Origin of the sequence: Pseudomonas sp. NCIMB 10586 (assembly GCF_023127895.1) — a bacterium.
Lineage (GTDB): Bacteria > Pseudomonadota > Gammaproteobacteria > Pseudomonadales > Pseudomonadaceae > Aquipseudomonas > Aquipseudomonas synxantha_A.
The window spans coordinates 358076-382424 of the sequence record NZ_SPKQ01000042.1; the positions used below are offsets into that span (position 1 = coordinate 358076).

The following is a 24349-nucleotide window of genomic DNA, read 5'->3' on the forward strand; positions in this document are numbered from 1 at the left end:
GCAAACCTTTTGCAGCAACTGATAGCACAAAGCCTGGAAAAACCAGGCTTGCGCTTGTCAGTCAGCAGATTAGCGCCGAAATTCACACTTTCGTGAAATTTCTGACGCAACCCGCCGACTTTTTACCATTTACTGCTTAGCCGCGAAACTCGCCGCGACCGTTGTACTTGGCTTTACCTGCCAATTGCTCTTCGATGCGCAGCAATTGGTTGTACTTGGAAACGCGATCGGAACGGCACAGGGAGCCGGTCTTGATCTGGCCCGCCGAAGTGCCCACGGCCAGGTCGGCAATGGTGGAATCTTCGGTTTCGCCGGAGCGGTGGGAGATCACGGCGGTGTAGCCCGCAGCCTTGGCCATCTGGATGGCTTCCAGGGTTTCGGTCAAGGTGCCGATCTGGTTGAACTTGATCAGGATCGAGTTGGCGATCTTCTTGTCGATGCCTTCTTTAAGGATCTTGGTGTTGGTCACGAACAAGTCGTCGCCCACCAGCTGGATTTTCTCGCCGATCTTGTCGGTGAGGATTTTCCAGCCATCCCAATCGGACTCGTCCAGGCCGTCTTCGATCGAGATGATCGGGTAGCGCTGGGTCAGGCCCTTCAGGTATTCAGCGAAACCTTCTGAGTTGAACACCTGGCCTTCGCCGGACAGGTTGTACTTGCCATCCTCAAAGAATTCGCTGGCCGCACAGTCCAGGGCCAGGGTCACGTCGGTGCCCAGTTTGTAGCCGGCGTTGGCCACGGCTTCGGAGATCACTTTCAGTGCATCTTCGTTGGAGGCCAGGTTCGGTGCGAAACCACCTTCGTCACCCACAGCGGTGCTCAGGCCACGGGCCTTCAGTACAGCCTTGAGGTGATGGAAAATCTCGGTGCCCATGCGCAGGCCTTCGGAGAAGGACTTGGCGCCCACCGGCTGCACCATGAATTCCTGGATGTCGACGTTGTTATCCGCGTGCTCGCCACCGTTGATGATGTTCATCATCGGTACCGGCATCGAGTAGACGCCCGGGGTGCCGTTCAGGTTGGCGATGTGCGCGTACAACGGCAGGTCCTGGTCCTGAGCTGCTGCCTTGGCGGCAGCCAGGGACACGGCGAGGATTGCATTGGCGCCGAGGCTGCCTTTGTTTTCAGTGCCGTCGAGCTTGATCATCGCGTGGTCCAGGGCTTTCTGGTCCAGCGGGTCCTTGCCCAGCAACAGGTCACGAATCGGACCGTTGATGTTGGCTACAGCCTTGAGTACACCCTTGCCCAGGTAACGGCTCTTGTCGCCATCACGCAGTTCCAGCGCTTCGCGCGAACCGGTGGAAGCACCGGACGGCGCGCAGGCGCTGCCGATGATGCCGTTATCGAGAAGCACGTCGGCTTCGACGGTGGGGTTGCCACGGGAGTCGAGAACTTCACGACCTTTGATGTCGACGATTTTTGCCATTGTTGTAAACACTCCAAAGTTGACGAAAACGACGCAGCTGAAGGAAATCTTTTGACCGACCGCAAGGGTGGAACAACGGGGCAGGCTTGCAGACGACAAGGCTCAGGCCCAAGGGCCTGAGCATTTAGCGTGGGAAATTCTACCGGAGAAATGGCAGTTACGCGGTCTCTACCGTCGGAAAACTCTTGACCAGCTCGTCCAACTGCTTGAGTTGGGCCAGGAATGGCTCCAGCTTGTCCAGGCGCAGGGCGCATGGGCCATCACATTTGGCGTTGTCCGGGTCCGGGTGGGCTTCAAGGAACAGGCCCGCCAGCGACTGGCTCATGCCCGCCTTGGCCAGGTCGGTGACCTGGGCACGTCGCCCACCGGCAGAGTCCGAACGACCACCGGGCATTTGCAGCGCGTGGGTCACGTCGAAGAACACCGGGTATTCGAACTGTTTCATGATGCCGAAACCGAGCATGTCCACCACGAGGTTGTTGTAGCCGAAGCTCGAACCACGCTCGCAGAGGATCAACTGGTCGTTACCCGCTTCCACGCACTTGCTCAGGATGTGTTTCATCTCCTGAGGGGCGAGGAACTGGGCTTTCTTGATGTTGATCACAGCGCCGGTCTTGGCCATGGCGACCACGAGGTCGGTCTGGCGCGACAGGAAGGCCGGCAACTGGATGATGTCGCACACCTCGGCGACCACGGCAGCCTGCTCAGGCTCGTGGACGTCGGTGATGATCGGCACGCCGAAGGCTTGCTTGATGTCCTGGAAGATCCGCATGCCTTCTTCAAGGCCCGGGCCGCGATAGGAGGTCACGGAAGAACGGTTGGCCTTGTCGAAACTGGCCTTGAACACGTATGGGATGCCCAGCTTCTGGGTAACCCGCACGTATTCTTCACAGACCTGCATCGCCATGTCGCGGCTTTCCAGCACGTTCATGCCGCCGAACAGCACCATGGGCTTGTCGTTGGCAATCTCGATATCGCCTACGCGAATGATCTTCTGGGCCATCAGGGTTACGCCTTCTTCTGATGTTGCGTCAGTGCTGCTTTGACGAAACCGCTGAACAACGGGTGACCGTCGCGCGGCGTCGAGGTGAACTCCGGGTGGAACTGGCAGGCCACGAACCACGGATGATCCGGCGCTTCGACCACTTCAACCAGCTTGCCGTCACCGGAGCGACCGGAAATCTTCAGGCCAGCCTCTTTGATCTGCGGCAGCAGATTGTTGTTCACTTCATAGCGGTGACGGTGACGCTCGACGATTACGTCCTTGCCGTAGCAGTCGTGTACCAGCGAGCCGGCTTCCAGCAAGCAGTCCTGCGCACCAAGGCGCATGGTGCCGCCCAGGTCGGACGTTTCGGTACGGGTTTCAACGGCGCCGGTGGCGTCTTCCCACTCGGTGATCAGGCCGACGACCGGGTGGCCGCTGCTGTGATCGAACTCGGTGGAGTTGGCGTCTTTCCAGCCCAGCACGTTACGGGCGAACTCGATAACGGCCACTTGCATGCCCAGGCAGATACCCAGGTAGGGCACCTTGTTCTCGCGAGCGTATTGCACCGCGGTGATCTTGCCTTCCACGCCACGCAGGCCGAAACCGCCCGGCACGAGAATCGCGTCAACGCCTTCGAGCAGCGCAGTGCCCTGGTTCTCGATGTCTTCGGAATCGATGTAGCGCAGGTTGACCTTGGTACGGTTGCTGATGCCGGCGTGGCTCATCGCTTCAATCAGCGACTTGTACGCGTCCAGCAGCTCCATGTACTTGCCGACCATGGCGATGGTGACTTCATGCTCAGGGTTGAGCTTGGCGTCGACCACGGCTTCCCACTCGGACAGGTCCGCGCCATTGCACTGCAGGCCGAAACGCTCGACCACAAAATCATCCAGCCCCTGCGAATGCAGGATGCCCGGGATCTTGTAGATGGTGTCGGCGTCTTCCAGCGCGATCACCGCACGCTCTTCAACGTTGGTGAATTGCGCGATCTTGCGGCGCGAGGAAATGTCGATCGGGTGATCGGAACGGCAAACCAGTACGTCCGGTTGCAGGCCGATGGAACGCAGCTCCTTGACCGAGTGCTGGGTAGGCTTGGTTTTGGTTTCGCCGGCAGTGGCGATGTACGGCACCAGTGTCAGGTGCATCAGCATCGCGCGCTTGGCGCCGACTTCGAAACGCAGCTGGCGGATGGCTTCGAGGAACGGTTGGGACTCGATGTCACCCACGGTGCCACCGATCTCGACCATGGCCACGTCGGCATCGCCTGCACCCTTGATGATGCGGCGCTTGATTTCGTCGGTGATGTGCGGGATCACCTGGATGGTTGCACCCAGGTAGTCACCACGGCGCTCTTTGCGCAGCACGTGCTCGTAGACACGGCCAGTGGTGAAGTTGTTGTTCTGGGTCATGGTCGTGCGGATGAACCGCTCGTAGTGGCCCAGGTCCAGGTCGGTCTCGGCGCCGTCGTGAGTGACGAACACTTCACCGTGCTGGAACGGGCTCATGGTGCCCGGGTCGACGTTGATGTACGGGTCCAGCTTGAGCATGGTGACTTTAAGCCCCCGCGCCTCCAGGATGGCCGCCAATGAAGCGGAGGCAATGCCTTTCCCCAATGAAGAAACAACACCGCCCGTGACGAATATGTAGCGCGTCATGAAAAACCCTAGAAGTCTGCGTTAAAGCGGTCCGAGCCGCCGGGGAAAGCGAAGGAAGGCCGAAGCCCCCGATCACCTGCATTAATCACAGTGCACCTTTCAAAAAAACCGCCGCGTTGTGACAGACCAGCAAGGAAACACCGGTACGTTGATCGCTACACATTTTTTGGAATCGCCCAGCAAAGACTGCTTGGTAATCGGCAACTGCTGCGATTCAGTCGAATCCACAGAAGTTGTATCAAGAAGGGAGCGTAGTCTACCGGAAAGGCGCTATCAGCTCAAACCTTGATCGCAGGTCTGTGGCAACCAATGTAATTGCCAGTCATCCAGCGGACTGGCCCTCAGCCCCGCAAGCGTTGGTACAGCCAGCAATTGCTCGCCCCGATAGACCAGCGGCAATCTGCCACGGACGAAGCCCGGCATACCACTTTCATTCAACAGGCGCTTGAGATCACGCCGGCCTCGACCTGGCACTTCGACGATTTCGCCACCCTGGCGATAACGAATCGACAAGGGTCCCTCGGGAGCCTTGCCGGCAAACATCAGTTGGCCGTTCCCGGGTAACTCTAGTGGATTTCGCGGATCGGGCCAGCTCACCGACACGTCGGAAAATTCCGACCACGTGGAAGGCAGCCACCAAATGCGCTCGCCGCAACGATGAAGCTGACCGTCAGCCAGGCGCCATAACGGCTGTGCGTCCCCCTTGGCATCGCGCAGGGCGTACCAACTGGCCCAGTGGTCACTGTCGGGCAGACGAGTCAGGGGATTCAGCCAATGACGCAAGGCATTGCGCTGGCGCGCATCGGAAAGATCGCGCAACGGAGCAAGGACCAAGGAAGGCAAAGGCAGCCAGGGAAACGCTGAAGGCTGATCGGCGGCGGTCAGATCCATGTGCGCCAGTTCGTCGAGCAGGCCCTGGGCTTCACTCAGGTGCTCGGCAGTGCGGGCCAGGCTCAAGACTGCCTGGGGCCAGCGTTGAGTCAGCGCTGGAAAGACTTGGCGACGCAGGTAATTGCGAGAGAACCGTGGATCGGCGTTCGAAGGGTCTTCAATCCACTTCAATTGGTGTTCGTGGGCGTAGGCTTGCAGTGCTCCGCGGGAAACCGCCAGCAATGGCCGCACCAAGTGCCCCGTCGCCAACGGGCGACGCTCGGGCATTGCCGCCAACCCACGCACTCCGGCTCCGCGTAACAGGCGGAACAGCAGGGTCTCGGCTTGATCGTCGCGATGCTGGGCGGTGAGCAGCACCTCCCCTGCCCCGATCACCTCGGTAAACGCCTGGTAACGTGCGTTACGCGCGGCACGCTCCAGGCTGGCACCGGGTTGCACCTGCACACGCAAGACCTGCAAAGGTATGCCCAGGCTGTCACATAACGCTTGGCAATGACTGGGCCAGGCGTCAGCGGCCGCTTGCAGCCCATGATGGACATGCACAGCGCTGATGGGCGGCAGGGTTTCGGTGTTTGCCAGGGAAGCCAGAAGGTGCAGCAGGACGGTGGAGTCGAGGCCACCGGAGAATGCAATGCGCCAGGCCGGAGCATTGCGCCAGGGGGCCAGGGTTTTCAGGAGTCTGGCGGGTAGAGCCGGTTTCATCAGATGTCCCCGCCGCAAATCTGGAATACATAAGCCGAGCATACACAAAGCAAATGTGGGAGGGGGCTTGCTCCCGATTGCTGAGTGTCAGTCACTGCATCTGGTGACTGATCCACCGCTATCGGGAGCAAGCCCCCTCCCACATTGAGTTACGGCGTAGACTTTAGAGACCGTAGCTCATAAGGCGTTCGTAACGACGGGCCAGCAGCGCTTCGTTATCCAGCTTCTTGAGCATCGCCAGTTGCGAGCCCAGTTCAGCACGGATGGTCGCGGCAGCCGCGGCCGGGTCACGGTGGGCGCCGCCCAGTGGCTCGGCGATCACTTTGTCCACGATACCCAGGCCCTTGAGGCGATCGGCGGTGATGCCCATGGCTTCAGCCGCATCCGGCGCCTTCTCTGCGGTTTTCCACAGGATCGAGGCGCAACCTTCCGGCGAAATCACCGCGTAGGTCGAATATTGCAGCATGTTCAACTGGTCGCACACGCCAATGGCCAGCGCACCGCCGGAACCACCTTCACCGATCACGGTGGCGATGATCGGGGTTTTCAGGCGAGCCATGACGCGCAGGTTCCAGGCAATCGCTTCACTCTGGTTGCGCTCTTCGGCGTCGATACCCGGGTATGCGCCCGGTGTGTCGATGAAGGTCAGGATCGGCATCTTGAAGCGCTCGGCCATTTCCATCAGGCGGCAAGCCTTGCGGTAGCCTTCCGGACGCGGCATACCGAAGTTGCGACGGACTTTCTCGCGCACTTCACGGCCTTTCTGATGGCCGATCACCATTACCGGCTGGTCGTCCAGGCGAGCGATACCGCCCACAATGGCCGCGTCGTCGGAGAAGTGGCGGTCGCCGTGCAGCTCATCGAACTCGGTGAAGATGTGTTCGATGTAGTCCAGGGTGTACGGACGGCGCGGGTGGCGAGCCAGGCGCGCGATCTGCCAACTGGTCAGCTTGCCGAAGATGTCTTCGGTGAGCGTGCTGCTTTTGTCTTGCAGGCGAGCGATTTCGTCGCCGATATTCAGCGAATTGTCATTGCCGACCAGGCGCAGCTCTTCGATCTTGGCTTGCAGGTCAGCGATCGGCTGTTCGAAATCAAGAAAATTCGGGTTCATAAGCGTCCGTCTTGGGTCGACGGCCAAGGAGTGCCTGGCCAGCCGGTTGTCTATTCGCGCCCTACCTTAAGGGAGAGGCGCGTTTAGGTCGAGATTAAATGTTCAGCCGAGGTCAGGGGTACTGACCGTCAACGGTATTGGAGGAAGACGTTGTCTCGCCCGAACTGGTCACGCAAAGCTTGAATCAAGCCATCAGCCGGATCAATCCGCCACGTCTCACCAAACTGCAACATGGCCTTGGCGTCGCTGCCGGTGTACTCCATGGTTACCGGGCACGCGCCGCGGTGACGTTTGAGCAGGTCACCCAACCAGCGTAGCTGATCGCCCTTGAGCGCTTCGGTCTTGACCTTCAAGCGCAGGCTTTCGGCCAGGTTGGTGCGCGCATCTTCCATGCTCATCACCCGCTTGATACGCAGGCGCAGGCCACCGGAGAAGTCATCATTGCTGACCTCCCCTTCCACCACCACCATGGCGTCGGTCTGCAAAAGCGACTGGGCGGAGTGGAACGCGTCGGCAAACAGTGACGCTTCGATCCGGCCCGAGCGGTCATCCAGGGTGATGAAGCCCATTTTGTCGCCCTTTTTATTTTTCATCACCCGTAGGGCGATGATCATGCCGGCGACGGTCTGGGTATCCCGCGCGGGCTTGAGGTCGATAATGCGCTGGCGGGCGAAACGGCGGATTTCGCCTTCGTACTCGTCAATCGGGTGGCCGGTGAGGTACAGGCCCAAGGTGTCTTTCTCACCTTTGAGGCGTTCCTTGAGGGTCAGCTCCTTGGCCTTGCGATGATTGGCGTAGACATCCGCATCCTCTTCGACGAACAGCCCGCCAAACAGGTCGGCGTGGCCGCTGTCATGGGTGCGGGCAGTCTGTTCGGCAGCCTTGATCGCCTCTTCCATGGCGGTGAGCAGCACCGCACGGTTACGGTCGATATTGGCCTGGTAAGCCTTCGGCTCATCATGGAAATACGGGCCGAGACGGTCGAGCGCGCCGCTGCGGATCAAGCCATCAAGGGTACGCTTGTTGATGCGTTTGAGGTCAACACGCGCGCAGAAGTCGAACAGGTCCTTGAATGGCCCATCCTGACGCGCTTCGGTGATGGCCTCCACCGGGCCTTCGCCCACGCCCTTGATCGCGCCGAGGCCATAGATGATGCGGCCTTCGTCGTTCACCGTGAACTTGAACTCAGAGGCGTTCACGTCCGGCGCATCCAGGCGCAGCTTCATGGTGCGCACTTCCTCGATCAAGGTCACGACCTTGTCGGTGTTGTGCATATCGGCCGACAGTACCGCAGCCATGAACGGCGCCGGGTAGTGGGCTTTCAGCCAGGCGGTCTGGTACGACACCAGGCCATAGGCGGCGGAGTGGGATTTGTTGAAACCATAACCGGCGAATTTTTCTACCAGGTCGAAGATGTTACCGGCCAGGTCGGCGTCGATGTTGTTGGTGGCGCAACCTTCAATGAAACCGCCGCGCTGCTTGGCCATTTCCTCAGGTTTCTTTTTACCCATTGCGCGACGCAGCATGTCCGCACCACCGAGGGTGTAGCCGGCCATTACCTGGGCGATCTGCATCACCTGTTCCTGATACAGGATGATGCCGTACGTCGGCGCCAATACAGGCTTGAGGCCCTCGTATTGATAGTCGGAGTGCGGGTAAGCCAGCTCGGCGCGACCGTGCTTGCGGTTGATGAAGTCATCCACCATGCCCGATTGCAGCGGGCCCGGACGGAACAGCGCCACCAGTGCGATCAAGTCTTCCAGGCAGTCGGGCTTGAGCTTTTTGATCAGCTCTTTCATGCCCCGGGATTCAAGCTGGAACACCGCCGTGGTTTCGGCCTTTTGCAGCAGGCTGTAGGTCGGTTTGTCGTCCAGCGGGATAAACGCGATATCCAGCGGTTCTTCGCCGACCTTGGCGCGGTCGCGGTTGATGGTCTTGAGTGCCCAGTCGATGATCGTCAGGGTACGCAGGCCGAGGAAGTCGAACTTCACCAGGCCGGCCGCCTCCACGTCATCCTTGTCGAACTGGGTGACCAGGCCGTCGCCTTCTTCATCGCAGTAGATCGGTGAAAAGTCGGTGAGCTTGGTCGGCGCGATGACCACACCACCGGCGTGTTTACCGACGTTACGCACCACGCCTTCGAGCTTGCGCGCCATGTCCCAGATTTCGGCGGCTTCTTCATCGACCTTGATAAAGTCGCGCAGGATTTCTTCCTGCTCGTAGGCTTTTTCCAGGGTCATGCCGACTTCGAACGGGATCATCTTCGACAGGCGGTCGGCCAGGCCGTAGGACTTGCCCTGCACCCGCGCCACGTCGCGAATTACCGCTTTCGCCGCCATGGAACCGAAGGTGATGATCTGACTTACCGCGTTGCGGCCGTATTTCTCGGCCACGTATTCAATCACGCGGTCACGACCATCCATGCAGAAGTCGACGTCGAAGTCGGGCATCGACACCCGTTCCGGGTTCAGGAACCGTTCGAACAGCAGGTCATATTCCAGCGGGTCAAGGTCGGTGATCTTCTGAACATAGGCCACCAGCGAGCCAGCACCTGACCCCCGGCCGGGACCTACCGGTACGCCGTTGTTTTTGGCCCACTGGATAAAGTCCATTACGATCAGGAAGTAGCCGGGGAATCCCATCTGGATGATGATATCCAGCTCGAAATTCAGCCGATCAACGTAGACCTGGCGCTTGGCTTCGTAGTCTTCAGTGGTGTCCTTGGGCAGCAGGACGCTGAGGCGTTCTTCCAGGCCATCGAACGACACTTTGCGAAAGTATTCGTCGATGGTCATGCCATCGGGTATCGGGAAGTTGGGCAAAAAGTGCTTGCCCAGTTTCACTTCGATGTTGCAGCGCTTGGCGATCTCGACGGAGTTTTCCAGGGCCTCGGGCAAATCGCTGAACAGTTGCGCCATTTCATCGGCGCTTTTGAGGTATTGCTCTTCGCTGTAATTCTTCGAGCGGCGCGGGTCATCCAGGGCCCGGCCTTCGCCGATGCACACGCGGGTTTCATGGGCCTCGAAATCTTCTTTCTTGATAAACCGCACATCGTTGGTCGCCACCAGCGGCGCCCCCAGCTTATCGGCCAGGGCTACGGCAGCATGCAGATGTTCTTCATCGTTGGGGCGGTTGGTACGCTGGACTTCCAGGTAGAAACGGTCCGGGAATACCTGCATCCACTCACGTGCCAGCACCTCGGCTTCCTGGGGATTACCGCCCAGCAACGCGATACCGATCTCGCCCTCTTTAGCCGCCGAGAGCATGATCAGGCCTTCGCTGGCTTCGGCCACCCACTCGCGCTCGATGATGATCGAGCCGTTGCGCTGGCCGTCGATAAAGCCGCGGGAAATCAGTTCAGTGAGGTTGCGATAACCCACGCCGTTCATCGCCAGCAGGCTGATGCGGCTCAGTGGGTTATCCGGGTCCTTGTTGGACAGCCACAGGTCGGCGCCACAGATCGGCTTGATGCCGGCGCCCATGGCGTTCTTGTAGAACTTGACCAGGGAACACATGTTGTTCTGATCGGTTACCGCCACCGCAGGCATATTCATGCCCACCAGGGTTTTGACCAGTGGTTTGATCCGTACCAGGCCGTCGACCAGGGAGTACTCAGTGTGCAGGCGCAGGTGAACGAATGAAGCCGGCATAGTGATCCTGTCTTGATACATGAAAACAACAAGGCCCGGATTGTACCGGGCCTTGGTAAAAACATCAGCCTTGCTGCTAAACCTCGATCAGACTTTCGCGGGCCTCATAAGCCAGGCGTACCGGGGCAAACGAGCGGCGATGGATCGGGGTCGGGCCCAGCCGAGCCAGAGCTTCCAGATGAACGGGCGTCGGGTAGCCTTTATGGCCGCCAATCCCGTAGCCGGGGTAGATCAATTCGAACGCAGCCATTTCACGGTCACGGCTGACCTTAGCCAGGATCGAGGCGGCGGCAATGGCTGGAACCTTGCTATCGCCCTTGACCACCGCTTCCGACGGCATCGTAAGCTTCGGGCAACGGTTGCCATCGATCATCGCCATTTTCGGGGTGATATGCAGCCCTTCAACAGCACGCTGCATGGCTAACATGGTTGCATGGAGGATATTAAGTTCGTCGATTTCCTCGACTTCAGCGCGAGCGATATGCCAACTCAGGGCCTTTTCACAGATCTCGTCATAGAGCTTTTCGCGACGGGCTTCGGTAAGCTTTTTCGAATCATTGAGGCCCAGGATCGGGCGGTTCGGATCTAGGATTACCGCCGCCGTGACCACTGCGCCACACAGCGGGCCGCGTCCTACTTCGTCAACACCGGCCACCAGTTCGTGAGCTTGGGCAACCAGGCTGAAATCCAGCCCCATTTGCGTGGTCATAAGGCTTCCTGTTTATGGCCGATCAAGGTCAACACGGCGTCGGCCGCCTGGTTCGAGGCATCACGACGCAACGTGCGATGAATGTCGTCGAAACCACGGGTCTGCTCTTCGCCGCCGTCAATCAAGGGCAGTAGGGTCTGCGCAAGCGCTTCAGGCGTTGCATCGTCCTGCAACAACTCTGGCACCAGCAGGCGCTGGGCCAGCAGGTTGGGCAGGGAGATATAAGGGCTCTTGACCATGCGCTTGAGAATCCAGAAGGTCAGCGGCGCCAGGCGATAGGCTACAACCATTGGCCGCTTGTACAGCAAGGCTTCAAGGGTGGCAGTGCCCGACGCAATCAACACCGCATCGCAGGCTGCCAGAGCCAGATGGGACTGGCCGTCAAGCAGGGTCAGCGGCAGGTTGCGACCTTCCAGCAGGGTCTCGATCTGTGCGCGGCGTTGCGGGCTGGCACACGGCAGCACGAAGCGAACCCCCGGCTTTTGTGCCTGCAGACGTTCGGCGGCATCAAAAAACAGCGCACCCAGACGCCCTACCTCTCCGCCACGACTGCCCGGCATCAACGCCACCAACGGGCCGTCGGGCAAACCCAGCTCGGCACGCGCGGCAGCACGATCGGCTTGCAACGGAATGGCATCGGCCAGGGTATGACCGACAAACCGCACCGGTACGCCCTTCTCTTCGTAGAACCTGGCTTCGAACGGCAACAGGGTCAACATCAGGTCGCAGCCTTCGCGGATCTTCAACACGCGCTTCTGCCGCCACGCCCATACGGATGGGCTGACGTAGTGCACGGTCTTGATCCCGGCCTGACGCAATTTTAGTTCGATATTGAGCGTGAAATCCGGTGCATCGATGCCGATAAAGACGTCAGGCTTTTCATCGATCAGCGTCTTGATCAACAGCTTGCGGCGAGCGAGCAGCTCACGCAGGCGTCCCAACACCTCCACCAACCCCATGACCGACAGCCGCTCCATGGGGAAGTAGGAGGCAAGCCCTTCGGCCTGCATCAGCGGCCCACCCACACCGATAAACTCCACCGCAGGATGCTGGGCCTTGAGGGCTCGCATCAGGCCAGCACCCAGAATATCGCCGGACGCTTCACCGGCCACGAGTGCAATACGCAGATTGGCCATGATCAGCGAGTGATGCCGCGAGTCGACGCCTGGATCGAGTCACGGAACACCGCGACTTCCGGAAACAGGGTTGCCGGCTCGGTCAGTTCGGTCAGCGCCTGCTCAACCGTCAGCCCCTGACGGTAAACCGTCTTGTAGGCACGGCGCAGAGCGTGGATCGCCTCTTCGCTGAAACCGCGGCGGCGCATGCCTTCGAAGTTCATGCTGCGAGCCTCGGCAGGGTTGCCGAACACCGTCACGAATGCAGGGACATCCTTGCCAATGGCGGTACCCATGCCGGAAAAGCTGTGGGCGCCGATATGGCAGTACTGATGCACCAGGGTGAAACCGGACAGGATCGCCCAGTCGTCAACGTGCACATGGCCTGCCAACGCAGTGTTGTTGACCAGGATGCAATGGTTGCCGATCACGCTGTCATGGCCGATGTGCGCATAGGCCATGACCAGGTTGTGATCACCCAAAGTGGTTTCAGCGCGATCCTGTACGGTGCCGCGGTGAATGGTGACGCCTTCACGGATGATGTTGTGGTCACCGATTACCAGGCGTGTTTCTTCACCCTTGTACTTCATGTCCGGGGTGTCTTCGCCTACCGAGGAAAACTGGTAGATACGATTGTGTTTGCCAATACGGGTCGGACCTTTAAGGATCACGTGTGGCCCGATGACAGTCCCCTCGCCGATTTCCACACCTGCGCCGACGATCGACCAGGGGCCGACCTCAACGTCGGCGGCCAGTACGGCCGACGGATCGATGATTGCGCGAGGGTCAATCAAACTCATAGTTTGCGTTCCGCACAGATGATCTCGGCAGAGCATACCGGCTTGCCATCTACCGAGGCCTGGCATTCGAACTTCCAGATCTGGCGCTTGCAGCTGATGAACCTGGCTTCCAGGATCAACTGGTCACCCGGGGTGACCGGGTTGCGAAAACGCAGCTTGTCGGAGCCCACGAAATAGTAAAGCGTGCCGTCGGCAGGCTTGAGGTCGAGCATTTTGAAACCAAGGATACCGGCAGCCTGGGCCATCGCTTCGATGATCAACACGCCCGGCATGATGGGATGCGCTGGGAAGTGACCGTTGAAGAATGGTTCGTTGATGCTGACATTCTTGTAGGCACGAATGCGCTTTTCCTCGACATTGAGGTCCACTACGCGGTCCACCAGCAGGAACGGGTAACGGTGAGGCAGGTATTCGCGAATCTCGTTGATGTCCATCATTTCGGGGGGAAGCCTGTAATAAAGATTGGGGGCGGGCGAACTAAGCGCACGCCCCGCTAGCAAATCAAGGAGGCAGTCTAGCGGCTGTGCACACTTGATATGGAAATGGTATCAGCCTTCAGATGAAGCATTACCGCCAGGGGTCACGTCCCCAACACGCTTTTCCAGCTGTTTGATACGTCGTGCCATGTCGTCGATCTTCCTCAAACGCGCCGCGCTCTTGCGCCATTCAGCCGCAGGTTGCATGGCGGTACCGGAAGAATAGGCCCCCGGCTCGGTAATCGAGTGAGTCACCATGGTCATGCCGGTGATAAAGACGTTGTCGCAAATATCGATATGCCCCACCAGCCCGACGCCGCCGGCGAGCATGCAATGCTTGCCGATTTTGGTGCTGCCGGAAATACCCACGCACGCAGCCATGGCGGTGTGATCGCCAATCTGTACGTTGTGGGCGATCTGGATCTGGTTGTCGAGCTTCACGCCGTTACCGATCACCGTATCGGCCAAAGCCCCACGATCCACCGCAGTGTTTACACCGATCTCCACATCGTCGCCGATCAATACGCCGCCGACCTGGGCAATCTTGTGCCAGACACCTTTGGCGTTGGCAAAGCCAAAGCCTTCGCCGCCGATAACAGCGCCGGACTGAATGACCACACGCTGACCAATACGCACATCGTGGTAGAGGGTTACACGTGGGGCCAGCCAACCATTGGCACCGATTTCACAGCGTGCGCCGATAAAGCAGTGGGCGCCCACGGTGACACCTGCACCAATACGCGCCCCGCTCTCGATCACTGCAAACGCACCGATGCTGGCCGCAGGGTCAACCTGGGCATCATCGGCAATTACCGCAGATGGGTGAATGCCACCGGCCGCTTTCGGCTTGGGATCGAACAGGTGTGACGCCTTGGCGTACGACAGGTACGGGTCGGCCACCACCAGCGCATCCCCGATAAACCCTTCAGCGTCAGCGGCCTTCAGCAACACGGCTGCGGCCTGGCAATCAACCAGGTATTTACGGTATTGGGGATTTGCGAGGAAGCTCAACTGAGCTGGGCCAGCCTCCTGCAAGGTGGCTAGCCCAGTGATTTCTTTCTCCGGGGAGCCACGCAAGGTGGCTCCCAGGAACTCGGCCAACTCGCCGAGTTTGATAGTCGCGGTCATGGCTTACTTCAGCTGGTTCATGCGCTCGATCACCTGACGGGTGATGTCGTATTGAGGCTTGACGTCAATCACGGCGCCGCGCTCGAACACCAGGTCAAAGGCACCCTTCTTGATGACTTCTTCCACGGCGCTGTCGAGCTTGGGCTTGAGCTGCTTGAGCATTTCACGGTCGGCAACAGCCTTGGCTTCGTTCAGCTCCTTGGACTGGAACTGGTAGTCACGGGCCTTTTGCTTGAATTCAAGCTCCAGACGCTCGCGCTCGCCTTGCTGCATCTTGTCGCCACCGGCTACCAGACGATCCTGGATGCCCTTGGCGCTGCTTTCCAAGGTTTTGAGCTTGGTCAGTTGCGGACCGAATTTCTTCTCGGCATCCACGGCGTACTTCTTGGCCGCGTCGGATTCCAGCAGAGCCATCTGATAGTTCAGGACGGCGATTTTCATTTCGGCGAAGGCCGGGGTGGTTACCAGCACAGTGGCCAGCAGGACCAATTGAGTCAACTTACGCACGATGTACTCCTACAGAATCCGTTGTCGTTATCTTGGGTCAGACGCTTAGAACGTCTGGCCGAGGGAGAATTGGAAAATCTGGGTTTCAGCGTTATCCGGTTTCTTGATCGGCATGGCCAGAGCAAAGCTCAACGGGCCCAGCGCAGTCACCCAGGTCACACCCACACCCACGGAGCTCGCCAGGTTGCTGAGGCTCACGTCGTTGCACTGGGTGTTGGACTTCAGACCGCTTGGGTTCTTGATCTGCTCGCACTTGGAGTCGAACACGTTACCCACGTCCCAGAAGACCGAAGTCCGCAGGGAACGCTGGTCCTTGACGAACGGCAGCGGGAACAGGATTTCGGCACCACCCTGGATCAGCACGTTACCACCGAACGGCAGCGGGTCGTTGTCATCATCGCGGCGAGTACCGACGTTACCGGTTTGGTCAACACCGCGGCTTGGGGTACCACGAGGCCCCAAAGTGCTGTCCTTGAAGCCACGCACCGAGTTGAAACCACCTGCGTAGTAGTTCTCGTAGAACGGCAAGCCATCGGTCGAACCATAACCGTCGCCATAGCCCAGCTCTGTGTGCAGGCGCATGGTGTAGTTATCGCTCAACGGCTGGAACAACTGGCCGCGGTAATCGAGTTTGAAGAACGACAGGTCGCTGCCCGGCGTGGTGACTTCCGCAGTCAGGCTCTGGGAATGACCACGGGTTGCCAGCACACCTTTGTTCAGGGTCGACTCGGACCAGCCGGCAGACGCCTTGAAGTTCAGGAACTTGTCGCCTTCACGACGGGTGAAGTCAAAGATCTCGTCCACAGTGTACACACCGGTCTTGATCTCATCCTGTTGCGCAGTGATGCCAAAGGTCAGGCGCGAGGTTTCGCTGATCGGGTAACCGATGTTTGCGCCCACACCCAGGCTGTCGATCGCATAGCTTGCAACGTCGACGTCGAGGTCTTTGTAGTCGGTGGTGCGGTAGAAGGCGTTATAGCCCAGGCTCACACCGTCAGCTGTCCAGTAGGGGTCGACATAACCGAAGTTATAGCGGCTCTGGTATTCGCTTCGGGTCAGGCCGATGGAAACCTTGTTACCGGTACCGAGGAAGTTGTTCTGGGTGATCGAGCCACCCAGGATCAGGCCGGCGCTCTGTGCGAAACCGACGCTGGCGGTGATCGAGCCCGAAGCTTGCTCTTCAACGGCGTAGTTCACGTCAACCTGGTCATCCACACCTGGTACGGCAGGGGTTTCGACGTTGACTTCCTTGAAGAAGCCCAGACGCTCAAGACGGGTCTTGGACTGGTCGATCAGGTAGGTCGAAGCCCAGCCACCTTCCATCTGACGCATTTCACGACGCAGCACTTCGTCCGCAGACTTGGTGTTGCCACGGAAGTTGATGCGGTTTACGTAGGCACGCTTGCCAGGATCGACGACGAAGGTGATGTCTACCGTGTGATCTTCATCATTCGGGGTCGGCACGCCGTTGACGTTGGCGAAGGTATAGCCTTCGTTACCCAGGCGGCGAGTGATCAGTTCGGAGGTAGTGGTCATCAGCTTGCGCGAGAACACCTGATCCTTCTGCACCAGCAGCAGGGACTTGACCTGGTCCTCAGGGACTTTCAGGTCGCCGCTGAGCTTGACGTCACGAACCTTGTACTTCTCGCCTTCGTTGACGTTCACGGTGATATAGACGTGCTTCTTGTCCGGGGTGATGGACACCTGGGTCGAAGCGATGTCCATGTTGATGTAGCCACGGTCCAGGTAGTAGGAGCGCAGGCGTTCAAGGTCACCGGAAAGTTTTTCACGGGCGTATTTGTCATCGTTCTTGAAGAACGACAGCCAGTTGGTGGTCTTGAGCTCGAACAGGTCGATCAGGTCGTCATCAGCGAATTTGGTGTTGCCCACCACGTTGATGTGCTGAATGGCCGCGACGGTACCTTCGTTGATGTTGACCTTGAGGCCCACACGGTTACGAGGCTGCGGGATCACTTCGGTTTCCACGGTCGCGGAGTAGCGGCCCTGGGCAACGTACTGGCGTTGCAGTTCGTTACGCACACCCTCAAGGGTCGCGCGCTGGAAGATCTCGCCTTCGGCCAGGCCGGATTGCTTCAGGCCCTTCATCAGGTCTTCAGTGGAGATGGCCTTGTTACCTTCGATCGCGATACTCGCAACGGAAGGTCGTTCGACGACCGTGATGACCAGGACGTTGCCTTCGCGACCCAGTTGGATATCTTGAAAGAACCCGGTTTTGAACAGCGCACGAGTGGATTCCACCAGGCGACGATCATCCGCCTGTTCCCCGACGTTCAACGGCAAGGCACCAAAGACGCTACCCGCGGAAACCCGCTGGAGGCCGTTGACGCGAATATCGGAGATGGTGAAGGACTCGGCGTGAACTTCGGCGATCATCAATACGGTGAGAACCGCAGTTAGCAGCAGACGTTTCATGAAGTCCTTTCTTATTCCAACTGGCAATAAACAAACTGCCGCAAAATGCGGCAGATTCGCAATTCAGCGAAGCGTTACAGTCGTCCCAGATCGTTGACCAGAGCTAACAACATCACCCCGACCACCAAACTGATACCGATCTGTATCCCCCAACCCTGCACCCGATCCGACAAGGGGCGACCACGCACCCACTCGACCAGATAAAACAGCAGATGCCCCCCATCCAATACTGGAATGGGCAGCAAATTCAGAACCCCAAGGCTAATACTCAGATAAGCCAGGAAATTCAGGAAATCCGCGACACCCGACTGGGCAGAAGCGCCCGCCACTTTAGCAATGGTTATCGGTCCACTCAAGTTTTTTACCGAGAGCTCACCGAACAACATTTTCTTGAGGGATTCGAGGGTCAGTACGCTCATGGTCCAGGTGCGTTTCGCACCCTCGCCAATCGCGGCCAAAGGCCCGAAGCTGACCTCTCGAACCATCGATGGCGGCCATTCGACACCTTTGACCCCGGCACCCAGGTAACCCCCGGCCGCCTTGACCTCCCCGCGAACCGACAAGGTCACGGGAACATCGATTTGAGCACCCTCGCGCTCAACTTTCAGCACAATTCTGGTATCAGGACGCACACGTACCAGGTCGACCACTTGCTGCCAGTCAACCAGCGCCTGGCCATCGAGGGCCAGCAGGCGATCACCGGTTTTCAGGCCTGCGGCCTGGGCCGGACCTTTCGGATCCAGCTCAGCCAGTACCGGCGGCAAGGCCGGACGCCAAGGACGAATCCCCAGGGATTTGATCGGATCAGGCTCATCGGCGCCCTTGAGCCAGTGGTCCAGAGCCAACGCCCGCGGGGTTTCGGCACTGGAATCCTGGTCACGCACCACCACATTGACGGTGCCGCTTTCACCCAGGCGGCGCACCAACTGCAAATTGACCGCGCCCCAACCGGTGGTCGGCTCGCCATCAATGGAAACAATTTCCTGCCCTGCCACCAAGCCGGCCCTGGACGCGATGCTGTCCGCCTCGACTGCACCGATGACCGGGCGCACCTGCTGGCTGCCCATCATGGCCAGAACCCAGAAGAACACCATTGCCAACAGGAAGTTGGCGATCGGGCCCGCTGCAACAATTGCGATACGCTGACGAACGGTCTTGCGATTGAAAGACTGATCCAATTGATCAGCCGGCACTTCACCTTCGCGCTCATCGAGCATCTTGACGTAGCCACCCAACGGGATAGCGGCAATCACGAACTCGGTGCCACGACGATCATGCCAGCGCAACAATGGCATGCCGAAACCAACGGAAAAGCGCAATACCTTGACGCCGCAACGACGCGCCACCCAGAAGTGGCCGAATTCGTGGAAGGTAACCAGCACACCCAGAGCAACCAGGGTGCCGACAATCATGTAGAGCGCACTCATCTAATTTCTCCGCATTTCAATCCGATGCCTGAAGGCTCAAACGCGCCCACCCTAACGTGTGTCGCGATCCAGCCATTGCTGGGCCAAGGCTCGGGCCTTGGTATCAGCCTCAAATACCGCTCCCAGGTCATTTACAGCCACGACTGGCTCAAGATTCAGGACGTCCTCGATGATACTCGCGATCTGCGGAAAGCGGATGCGCCGTTCGAGAAACGCCGCCACGGCCACTTCATTGGCCGCATTGAGCATGGCCGGCGCGCTGTTACCCGCCTCGGCCGCTTGCCGCGCCAGGCGCAGGCACGGAAAACGCTGCTCGTCCGGAGCTTCGAAGTCCAGGCGCGCAATCGCAAACAGATCCAGGGGCGCCACGCCGGAATCGATCCGCTCCGGCCAGGCCAAGGCATTGGCGATCGGCGTGCGCATATCCGGGTTGCCCAGCTGCGCCAACACCGAACCGTCCACGTAATCGACCAGGGAGTGGATCACGCTTTGCGGGTGAATCACCACCTCGACCTGATCAGGCCGTGCATCGAACAACCAGCACGCCTCGATCAGCTCCAGGCCTTTGTTCATCATGCTCGCCGAATCCACGGAAATCTTGCGCCCCATGGACCAGTTCGGATGAGCGCAGGCCTGATCGGGAGACACATGCTCAAGCTCAGCCAGCGGAGTCTGCCGGAAGGGGCCACCGGACGCCGTCAGCAGAATCCGACGCACACCGACCTGGCTCAAGCCGCGGGCGAAATCCCCGGGCATGCACTGGAAGATTGCGTTGTGCTCGCTGTCCAGCGGCAGCAGGACCGCCCCACTCTTGCGCACGGCTTGCATGAAGAGTGCGCCAGACATGACCAGGGCTTCTTTATTGGCCAACAGAATTTTCTTGCCGGCATCGACTGCCGCCAGGGTAGGACGCAACCCCGCCGCGCCGACAATCGCCGCCACCACGGTATCCACATCGGCGTCGGCCGCCACCTGGCACAACCCCGCTTCCCCGACCAGCACCTGGGTGGTCAACCCCGCAGCCCGCAGATCATCCTGCAGCCCACGGGCCGCCGCGGCCTCAGGCACTACGGCAAAGCGCGGTGAGTGGCGCACGCACAAGGCCAGTAATTCGCGCAAACGCGTGAAGCCGGTCAGGGCGAAAACCTGGTAACGATCCGGGTGACGAGCGATGACATCCAGGGTACTCAGCCCCACGGAGCCGGTCGCGCCCAGTACGGTAACCTGCTGCAGGCCGTTCACGAAGCGATCATCCACAGCAACACCGCGAAGATCGGCAGCGCGGCAGTGAGGCTGTCGATGCGGTCCAGCACGCCACCATGACCCGGCAGCAGGTTACTGCTGTCCTTGATCCCGGCCTGGCGCTTGAACATGCTCTCGGTGAGGTCACCCACCACCGAGATAAACACGACGATAGCGGTGCCCAGTAAGGCCAGTAGAACCTCTTTCACCGACCAGTCACGCACCAAACCGACCACCAGCGTGATCAGCAGCGTCAAGGCCAGGCCACCGTATACGCCTTCCCAGCTCTTGCCCGGGCTGACGGCCGGAGCCAACTTGCGCTTGCCAAATGCGCGACCAGAGAAGTAGGCGCCGATATCGGCCCCCCATACCAGCACCATCACGGCCAGGATCAATTCATTACCGATGGGGTAGCGCTTGATTTCCACCAGCCCTTGCCAGGCCGGCAGCAGGATCAGCAAGCCGATCACCAGCTTGCAGGCCACGCTGGACCATTGACCGCTGGTGCGTGGGTAAGTCAGCACCAGGAATGTTGCCAACGCCCACCACAGCACCGCCGCCCCCAATACCCAGGGTGCGATGTCCGGCAGGATGTACATCAGGAACAACAACACCGCGACCACTGCGGCGTACGCCACACGCGGCAACTGGTTGCCGAAGCCTGCCAGGCGCGCCCATTCCCAGGCACCCAGGCTCACGACCAGACCGATAAACAGCGCAAAGCCGGACCCTTCAAGCAGGAAGAAACCGCACAAGGCAATCGGCAGCAGGATCAGCGCCGTGATGATTCGTTGTTTAAGCATTTAAACCCGGGCTCCAGCTTCGATCTGCTCGCTCGTTTTACCGAAACGACGCTGACGGGAAGCGAAATCGGCCAGCGCATTGCGCATGGCATCGTGTTTGAAGTCCGGCCAGAACAGGTCGGAGAAGTACAACTCGGTATAGGCTAGCTGCCACAACAGGAAATTGCTGATGCGATGCTCACCACCGGTACGGATACACAAGTCCGGCAACGGCAGGTCGCCGGTCACCAGGCAGGTTTGCAACAGTTCGGGCGTGATGTCGTCGGGGCGCAGATGGCCGGCCTGCACTTCGCGGGCAAGCCGTTGCGCAGCCTGGGCGATATCCCACTGGCCGCCGTAATTGGCTGCGATCTGCAGCACAAAACGATTACTGCCTGCGGTGATAGCCTCGGCTTCGCGCATGGCCACTTGCAGTTCCGGGTGGAACCGCGAGCGATCACCAATGATGCGCAGACTGATGTTGTTGTCATTGAGGCGCTTGGCCTCACGACGCAGCGCCTTGAAAAACAGGTCCATCAAGGCACTGACTTCGTCGGCGGGCCGCTGCCAGTTCTCACTGGAAAAGGCGAACAAGGTCAACACTTCGACCTTGGCCTCGGCGCACACCTCAATCACCGCTCTTACCGCGTCAACACCCGCTTTATGCCCGGCAACACCCGGCATAAAGCGTTTTTTCGCCCAGCGATTATTCCCATCCATGATGATCGCGACATGGCGCGGCACCACGGAGGGCACAGTCTGCTTGGTCTTTTCCATAAAGGCGTCCTGACCCCTTATACGGCCATCAGGTCCTTTTCTTTTTCTTCGGTAGCCTGGGTGATCTTGGCTTCGGCGTCCTTGGTCAACTTGTCGATATCAGCAACGGCACGACGCTCTTCGTCTTCGCTGATTTCCTTGTCCTTGACCAGCTTCTTCAGGTCACCCAACGCATCGCGACGGATGTTACGCACGGCAACGCGCGCATCTTCAGCGGCACTGCGCGCCTGCTTGGTGAAGCCCTTGCGGGTTTCTTCGGTCAGGGCTGGCATGGAGATCAACAACAACTCGCCGAGGTTGGTCGGGTTGAGGTTCAGACCGGCGCTCTGGATCGCCTTGTCGACTGCCGCGAGCATGTTGCGCTCGAAGGCCACGACTTGCAGGGTGCGCGAGTCCTTCACGGTCACGTTGGCCACGCCGCTGAGCGGGGTGTCGGAACCGTAGTAAGGCACCATCACGCTGCCCAGGATGCTCGGGTGCGCCTTGCCGGTACGGATCTGACCAAATGCATGGCTCAGGGATTCCAGGGATTTCTGCATACGCGCCTGGGCGTCTTTCTTGATTTCATTGATCATTGTTGGCCTTCCTCGATCAGAGTCCCTTCCGCGCCGCCGTGTACGATATTCAGCAGGGCGCCGGGCTTGTTCATGTTAAATACGCGCAGCGGCATCTTGTGGTCGCGGCACAGGCAGATAGCAGTCAGGTCCATCACACCCAGCTTGCGATCCAGCACTTCATCGTAGGTCAGATGATCGAACTTCTCGGCATGCGGGTCTTTGAATGGGTCTGCAGTGTATACGCCATCTACCTTGGTGGCTTTGAGCACCACGTCGGCATCGATTTCGATAGCGCGCAGGCACGCCGCCGAATCCGTGGTGAAGAACGGGTTGCCTGTGCCAGCGGCAAAGATCACCACTTCCTTGGAGTTCAGGTGGCGCATGGCTTTGCGGCGATCGTAGTGATCGGTCACGCCAACCATGGAGATAGCCGACATCACGATGGCCGAGATATTGGCACGCTCCAGGGCGTCGCGCATGGCCAGGGCGTTCATCACAGTGGCCAGCATGCCCATGTGGTCGCCAGTGACCCGATCCATACCAGCCGCACTCAGTGCCGCGCCGCGGAACAGATTGCCGCCGCCGATCACCAGGCCGACCTGCACACCGATACCGACCAATTGGCCGACTTCCAGCGCCATGCGGTCAAGCACCTTGGGGTCGATCCCGAACTCTTCCGAGCCCATGAGGGCCTCGCCGCTGAGCTTGAGTAGAATGCGTTTATAGCGAGCCTGATAACCACTGCCCTGCTGAGCCATTGCGAATCTCTCCTGCGGCGTATTTTTTAAAAATTCTTGGCGAGCCGTTTACGGCTTGCGTTCACTCTAGCTGGACGCTGTCACAGCGCCATCGGAACACGGCTTTGTAAGCCAGTTCCGAGAGGAAACCAAATAAAATTGGCCTTCCCATTTGAAAAGAGGCTGCGCGCGTGAGCGGGCAGCCTCTTTCGGCGACAGTTTGGGACTGTCTTATTGCTTGGCGGCAGCCAGCTGGGCAGCAACTTCTTCAGCGAAGTTGTCGACCGGCTTCTCGATGCCTTCGCCTACTTTGAAGTAAGTGAAGGAAACGATTTCAGCACCGGCTTTCTTGGCCAGTTCGCCAACCTTGATTTCAGGGTTCTTGACGAACGCCTGCTCAACCAGGCTTGCTTCGGCCAGGAACTTGCTGATACGGCCTTTGACCATGTTCTCAACAATGTTTTCTGGCTTGCCTTTGATTTTTTCTTCGTTCAGCTGCAGGAACACAGCTTTTTCGCGCTCGATCGCTTCGGCAGACACTTCCGAAGGCAGCAGGAACTCAGGGTTGCTTGCAGCAACGTGCATAGCGATGTCTTTGGCCAGCTCAACGTCGCCGCCTTTCAGAACAACTGCTACACCGATTTTGTTGCCGTGCAGGTAACCACCAACAACATCACCTTCAACGCGAACCAGGCGACGGATGTTGACGTTTTCGCCAACCTTGCCGACCAGTACCAGACGAGCTGCTTCTTGAGCTTCGATCAGAGGCTCAACAGTGGTCAGCTTGTCAGCGAAGGCTTTTTCGACGCTGGCAGCAACGAATGCCTTGAAGTCATCCTGCAGAGCCAGGAAGTCGGTCTGCGAGTTGACTTCCAGCAGAACGGCGGATTTGCCGTCTTCCTTCAGGGCGATAGCGCCTTCAGCAGCGACGTTGCCTGCTTTCTTGGCAGCCTTGATGGCGCCGGAAGCACGCATGTCATCAATGGCTTTTTCGATGTCGCCGCCGGCCTTGGTCAAGGCCTTTTTGCAATCCATCATGCCTTCGCCGGTACGCTCACGCAGTTCTTTAACCAACGCTGCAGTAATCTCTGCCATTTCAAAATCCTCTTGGATAGGTTTTCAACCATTCCACCCGATCAAACGGGCGATCAATTCTTCCCGAATTTCCGTTGTAGGCCGCTGCACGTTACAAATGATGTAGCTGCGCTGCCGACAAATGGTTTTCGAGGTGGCAAAAAG

20 protein-coding genes are annotated in these 24349 nt (G+C 59.1%); all 20 read right to left on the bottom strand.

The features are described from left to right. Positions 1-136: 136 nt before the first annotated feature. Positions 137-1426 (bottom strand): phosphopyruvate hydratase, encoded by a 1290-nt coding sequence (eno, locus tag E4P01_RS16990; RefSeq protein WP_032877366.1) that lies wholly within the window; start codon positions 1424-1426, stop codon positions 137-139. Between the two features lie 157 nt (positions 1427-1583). Continuing rightward, positions 1584-2429 (bottom strand): 3-deoxy-8-phosphooctulonate synthase, encoded by an 846-nt coding sequence (gene kdsA / locus E4P01_RS16995; protein WP_003189190.1) that lies wholly within the window; start codon positions 2427-2429, stop codon positions 1584-1586. A 5-nt stretch (positions 2430-2434) separates the two neighbouring features. Further along, the gene (locus E4P01_RS17000) at positions 2435-4066 is read right to left on the bottom strand and encodes a CTP synthase (RefSeq protein WP_005785740.1); all 1632 of its coding nucleotides are present in this window, start codon (positions 4064-4066) and stop codon (positions 2435-2437) included. Between the two features lie 273 nt (positions 4067-4339). Then, complete coding sequence (gene tilS / locus E4P01_RS17005; protein ID WP_078820473.1) at positions 4340-5659, bottom strand: tRNA lysidine(34) synthetase TilS; 1320 nt, start codon at positions 5657-5659, stop codon at positions 4340-4342. Between the two features lie 163 nt (positions 5660-5822). Continuing rightward, on the bottom strand, positions 5823-6770 hold the full coding sequence (locus E4P01_RS17010; RefSeq protein ID WP_003189182.1) for an acetyl-CoA carboxylase carboxyltransferase subunit alpha: 948 nt from the start codon (positions 6768-6770) through the stop codon (positions 5823-5825). Between the two features lie 128 nt (positions 6771-6898). Beyond that, the gene (gene dnaE / locus E4P01_RS17015; RefSeq protein WP_032877369.1) at positions 6899-10420 is read right to left on the bottom strand and encodes a DNA polymerase III subunit alpha; all 3522 of its coding nucleotides are present in this window, start codon (positions 10418-10420) and stop codon (positions 6899-6901) included. A 76-nt stretch (positions 10421-10496) separates the two neighbouring features. Further along, a complete protein-coding gene (rnhB, locus tag E4P01_RS17020; RefSeq protein WP_216090835.1) occupies positions 10497-11129 on the bottom strand; it encodes a ribonuclease HII in 633 nt (210 codons plus the stop codon). Then, positions 11126-12265: a lipid-A-disaccharide synthase gene (gene lpxB / locus E4P01_RS17025; protein ID WP_032877371.1), complete on the bottom strand. Its 1140-nt coding sequence runs from the start codon at positions 12263-12265 to the stop codon at positions 11126-11128. The genes rnhB and lpxB overlap by 4 nt, the downstream gene beginning before the upstream one ends. Positions 12266-12267: 2 nt before the next feature. Further along, positions 12268-13044, bottom strand: a complete 777-nt coding sequence (gene lpxA, locus E4P01_RS17030; RefSeq protein ID WP_005785728.1) for an acyl-ACP--UDP-N-acetylglucosamine O-acyltransferase — start codon at positions 13042-13044, stop codon at positions 12268-12270. After that, positions 13041-13481: a 3-hydroxyacyl-ACP dehydratase FabZ gene (fabZ, locus tag E4P01_RS17035; protein WP_005785726.1), complete on the bottom strand. Its 441-nt coding sequence runs from the start codon at positions 13479-13481 to the stop codon at positions 13041-13043. Before fabZ ends, lpxA begins: the two co-directional genes overlap by 4 nt. Positions 13482-13592: 111 nt before the next feature. Then, positions 13593-14648, bottom strand: coding sequence for a UDP-3-O-(3-hydroxymyristoyl)glucosamine N-acyltransferase (gene lpxD / locus E4P01_RS17040; RefSeq protein WP_005785724.1), 1056 nt, complete (start codon positions 14646-14648; stop codon positions 13593-13595). Positions 14649-14651: 3 nt separating this feature from the next. Further along, positions 14652-15155, bottom strand: coding sequence for an OmpH family outer membrane protein (locus tag E4P01_RS17045; RefSeq protein ID WP_003172279.1), 504 nt, complete (start codon positions 15153-15155; stop codon positions 14652-14654). 45 nt (positions 15156-15200) lie between these two features. Next, positions 15201-17588, bottom strand: coding sequence for an outer membrane protein assembly factor BamA (gene bamA / locus E4P01_RS17050; RefSeq protein WP_078820469.1), 2388 nt, complete (start codon positions 17586-17588; stop codon positions 15201-15203). Positions 17589-17662: 74 nt separating this feature from the next. Further along, entirely contained in the window at positions 17663-19015 is a 1353-nt protein-coding gene (rseP, locus tag E4P01_RS17055) for a sigma E protease regulator RseP (RefSeq protein ID WP_216090834.1), read from the bottom strand. A 51-nt stretch (positions 19016-19066) separates the two neighbouring features. Next, entirely contained in the window at positions 19067-20257 is a 1191-nt protein-coding gene (ispC, locus tag E4P01_RS17060) for a 1-deoxy-D-xylulose-5-phosphate reductoisomerase (RefSeq protein ID WP_216092227.1), read from the bottom strand. Continuing rightward, positions 20254-21060 (bottom strand): phosphatidate cytidylyltransferase, encoded by an 807-nt coding sequence (locus E4P01_RS17065; RefSeq protein ID WP_032877374.1) that lies wholly within the window; start codon positions 21058-21060, stop codon positions 20254-20256. The genes ispC and E4P01_RS17065 overlap by 4 nt, the downstream gene beginning before the upstream one ends. Then, positions 21061-21816, bottom strand: a complete 756-nt coding sequence (uppS, locus tag E4P01_RS17070) for a polyprenyl diphosphate synthase (protein WP_032877375.1) — start codon at positions 21814-21816, stop codon at positions 21061-21063. It lies immediately after the preceding gene. A 17-nt stretch (positions 21817-21833) separates the two neighbouring features. After that, on the bottom strand, positions 21834-22391 hold the full coding sequence (gene frr, locus E4P01_RS17075) for a ribosome recycling factor (RefSeq protein WP_032877376.1): 558 nt from the start codon (positions 22389-22391) through the stop codon (positions 21834-21836). Continuing rightward, positions 22388-23131 carry a UMP kinase gene (gene pyrH, locus E4P01_RS17080; protein WP_003189161.1) on the bottom strand — a complete coding sequence of 248 codons (744 nt, stop codon included), beginning with the start codon at positions 23129-23131 and terminating at the stop codon, positions 22388-22390. The genes frr and pyrH overlap by 4 nt, the downstream gene beginning before the upstream one ends. Before the next feature lie 210 nt (positions 23132-23341). Then, positions 23342-24205, bottom strand: coding sequence for a translation elongation factor Ts (tsf, locus tag E4P01_RS17085; protein ID WP_005785711.1), 864 nt, complete (start codon positions 24203-24205; stop codon positions 23342-23344). Between the last annotated feature and the right edge of the window lie 144 nt (positions 24206-24349).

Coding starts and splice junctions, on each gene's coding strand:
- eno (WP_032877366.1), bottom strand. CDS start 1,426: ATGGCAAAAATCGTCGACATCAAAGGTCGTGAAGTTCTCGACTCCCGT.
- kdsA (WP_003189190.1), bottom strand. CDS start 2,429: ATGGCCCAGAAGATCATTCGCGTAGGCGATATCGAGATTGCCAACGAC.
- E4P01_RS17000 (WP_005785740.1), bottom strand. CDS start 4,066: ATGACGCGCTACATATTCGTCACGGGCGGTGTTGTTTCTTCATTGGGG.
- tilS (WP_078820473.1), bottom strand. CDS start 5,659: ATGAAACCGGCTCTACCCGCCAGACTCCTGAAAACCCTGGCCCCCTGG.
- E4P01_RS17010 (WP_003189182.1), bottom strand. CDS start 6,770: ATGAACCCGAATTTTCTTGATTTCGAACAGCCGATCGCTGACCTGCAA.
- dnaE (WP_032877369.1), bottom strand. CDS start 10,420: ATGCCGGCTTCATTCGTTCACCTGCGCCTGCACACTGAGTACTCCCTG.
- rnhB (WP_216090835.1), bottom strand. CDS start 11,129: ATGACCACGCAAATGGGGCTGGATTTCAGCCTGGTTGCCCAAGCTCAC.
- lpxB (WP_032877371.1), bottom strand. CDS start 12,265: ATGGCCAATCTGCGTATTGCACTCGTGGCCGGTGAAGCGTCCGGCGAT.
- lpxA (WP_005785728.1), bottom strand. CDS start 13,044: ATGAGTTTGATTGACCCTCGCGCAATCATCGATCCGTCGGCCGTACTG.
- fabZ (WP_005785726.1), bottom strand. CDS start 13,481: ATGATGGACATCAACGAGATTCGCGAATACCTGCCTCACCGTTACCCG.
- lpxD (WP_005785724.1), bottom strand. CDS start 14,648: ATGACCGCGACTATCAAACTCGGCGAGTTGGCCGAGTTCCTGGGAGCC.
- bamA (WP_078820469.1), bottom strand. CDS start 17,588: ATGAAACGTCTGCTGCTAACTGCGGTTCTCACCGTATTGATGATCGCC.
- rseP (WP_216090834.1), bottom strand. CDS start 19,015: ATGAGTGCGCTCTACATGATTGTCGGCACCCTGGTTGCTCTGGGTGTG.
- E4P01_RS17065 (WP_032877374.1), bottom strand. CDS start 21,060: ATGCTTAAACAACGAATCATCACGGCGCTGATCCTGCTGCCGATTGCC.
- uppS (WP_032877375.1), bottom strand. CDS start 21,816: ATGGAAAAGACCAAGCAGACTGTGCCCTCCGTGGTGCCGCGCCATGTC.
- frr (WP_032877376.1), bottom strand. CDS start 22,391: ATGATCAATGAAATCAAGAAAGACGCCCAGGCGCGTATGCAGAAATCC.
- pyrH (WP_003189161.1), bottom strand. CDS start 23,131: ATGGCTCAGCAGGGCAGTGGTTATCAGGCTCGCTATAAACGCATTCTA.
- tsf (WP_005785711.1), bottom strand. CDS start 24,205: ATGGCAGAGATTACTGCAGCGTTGGTTAAAGAACTGCGTGAGCGTACC.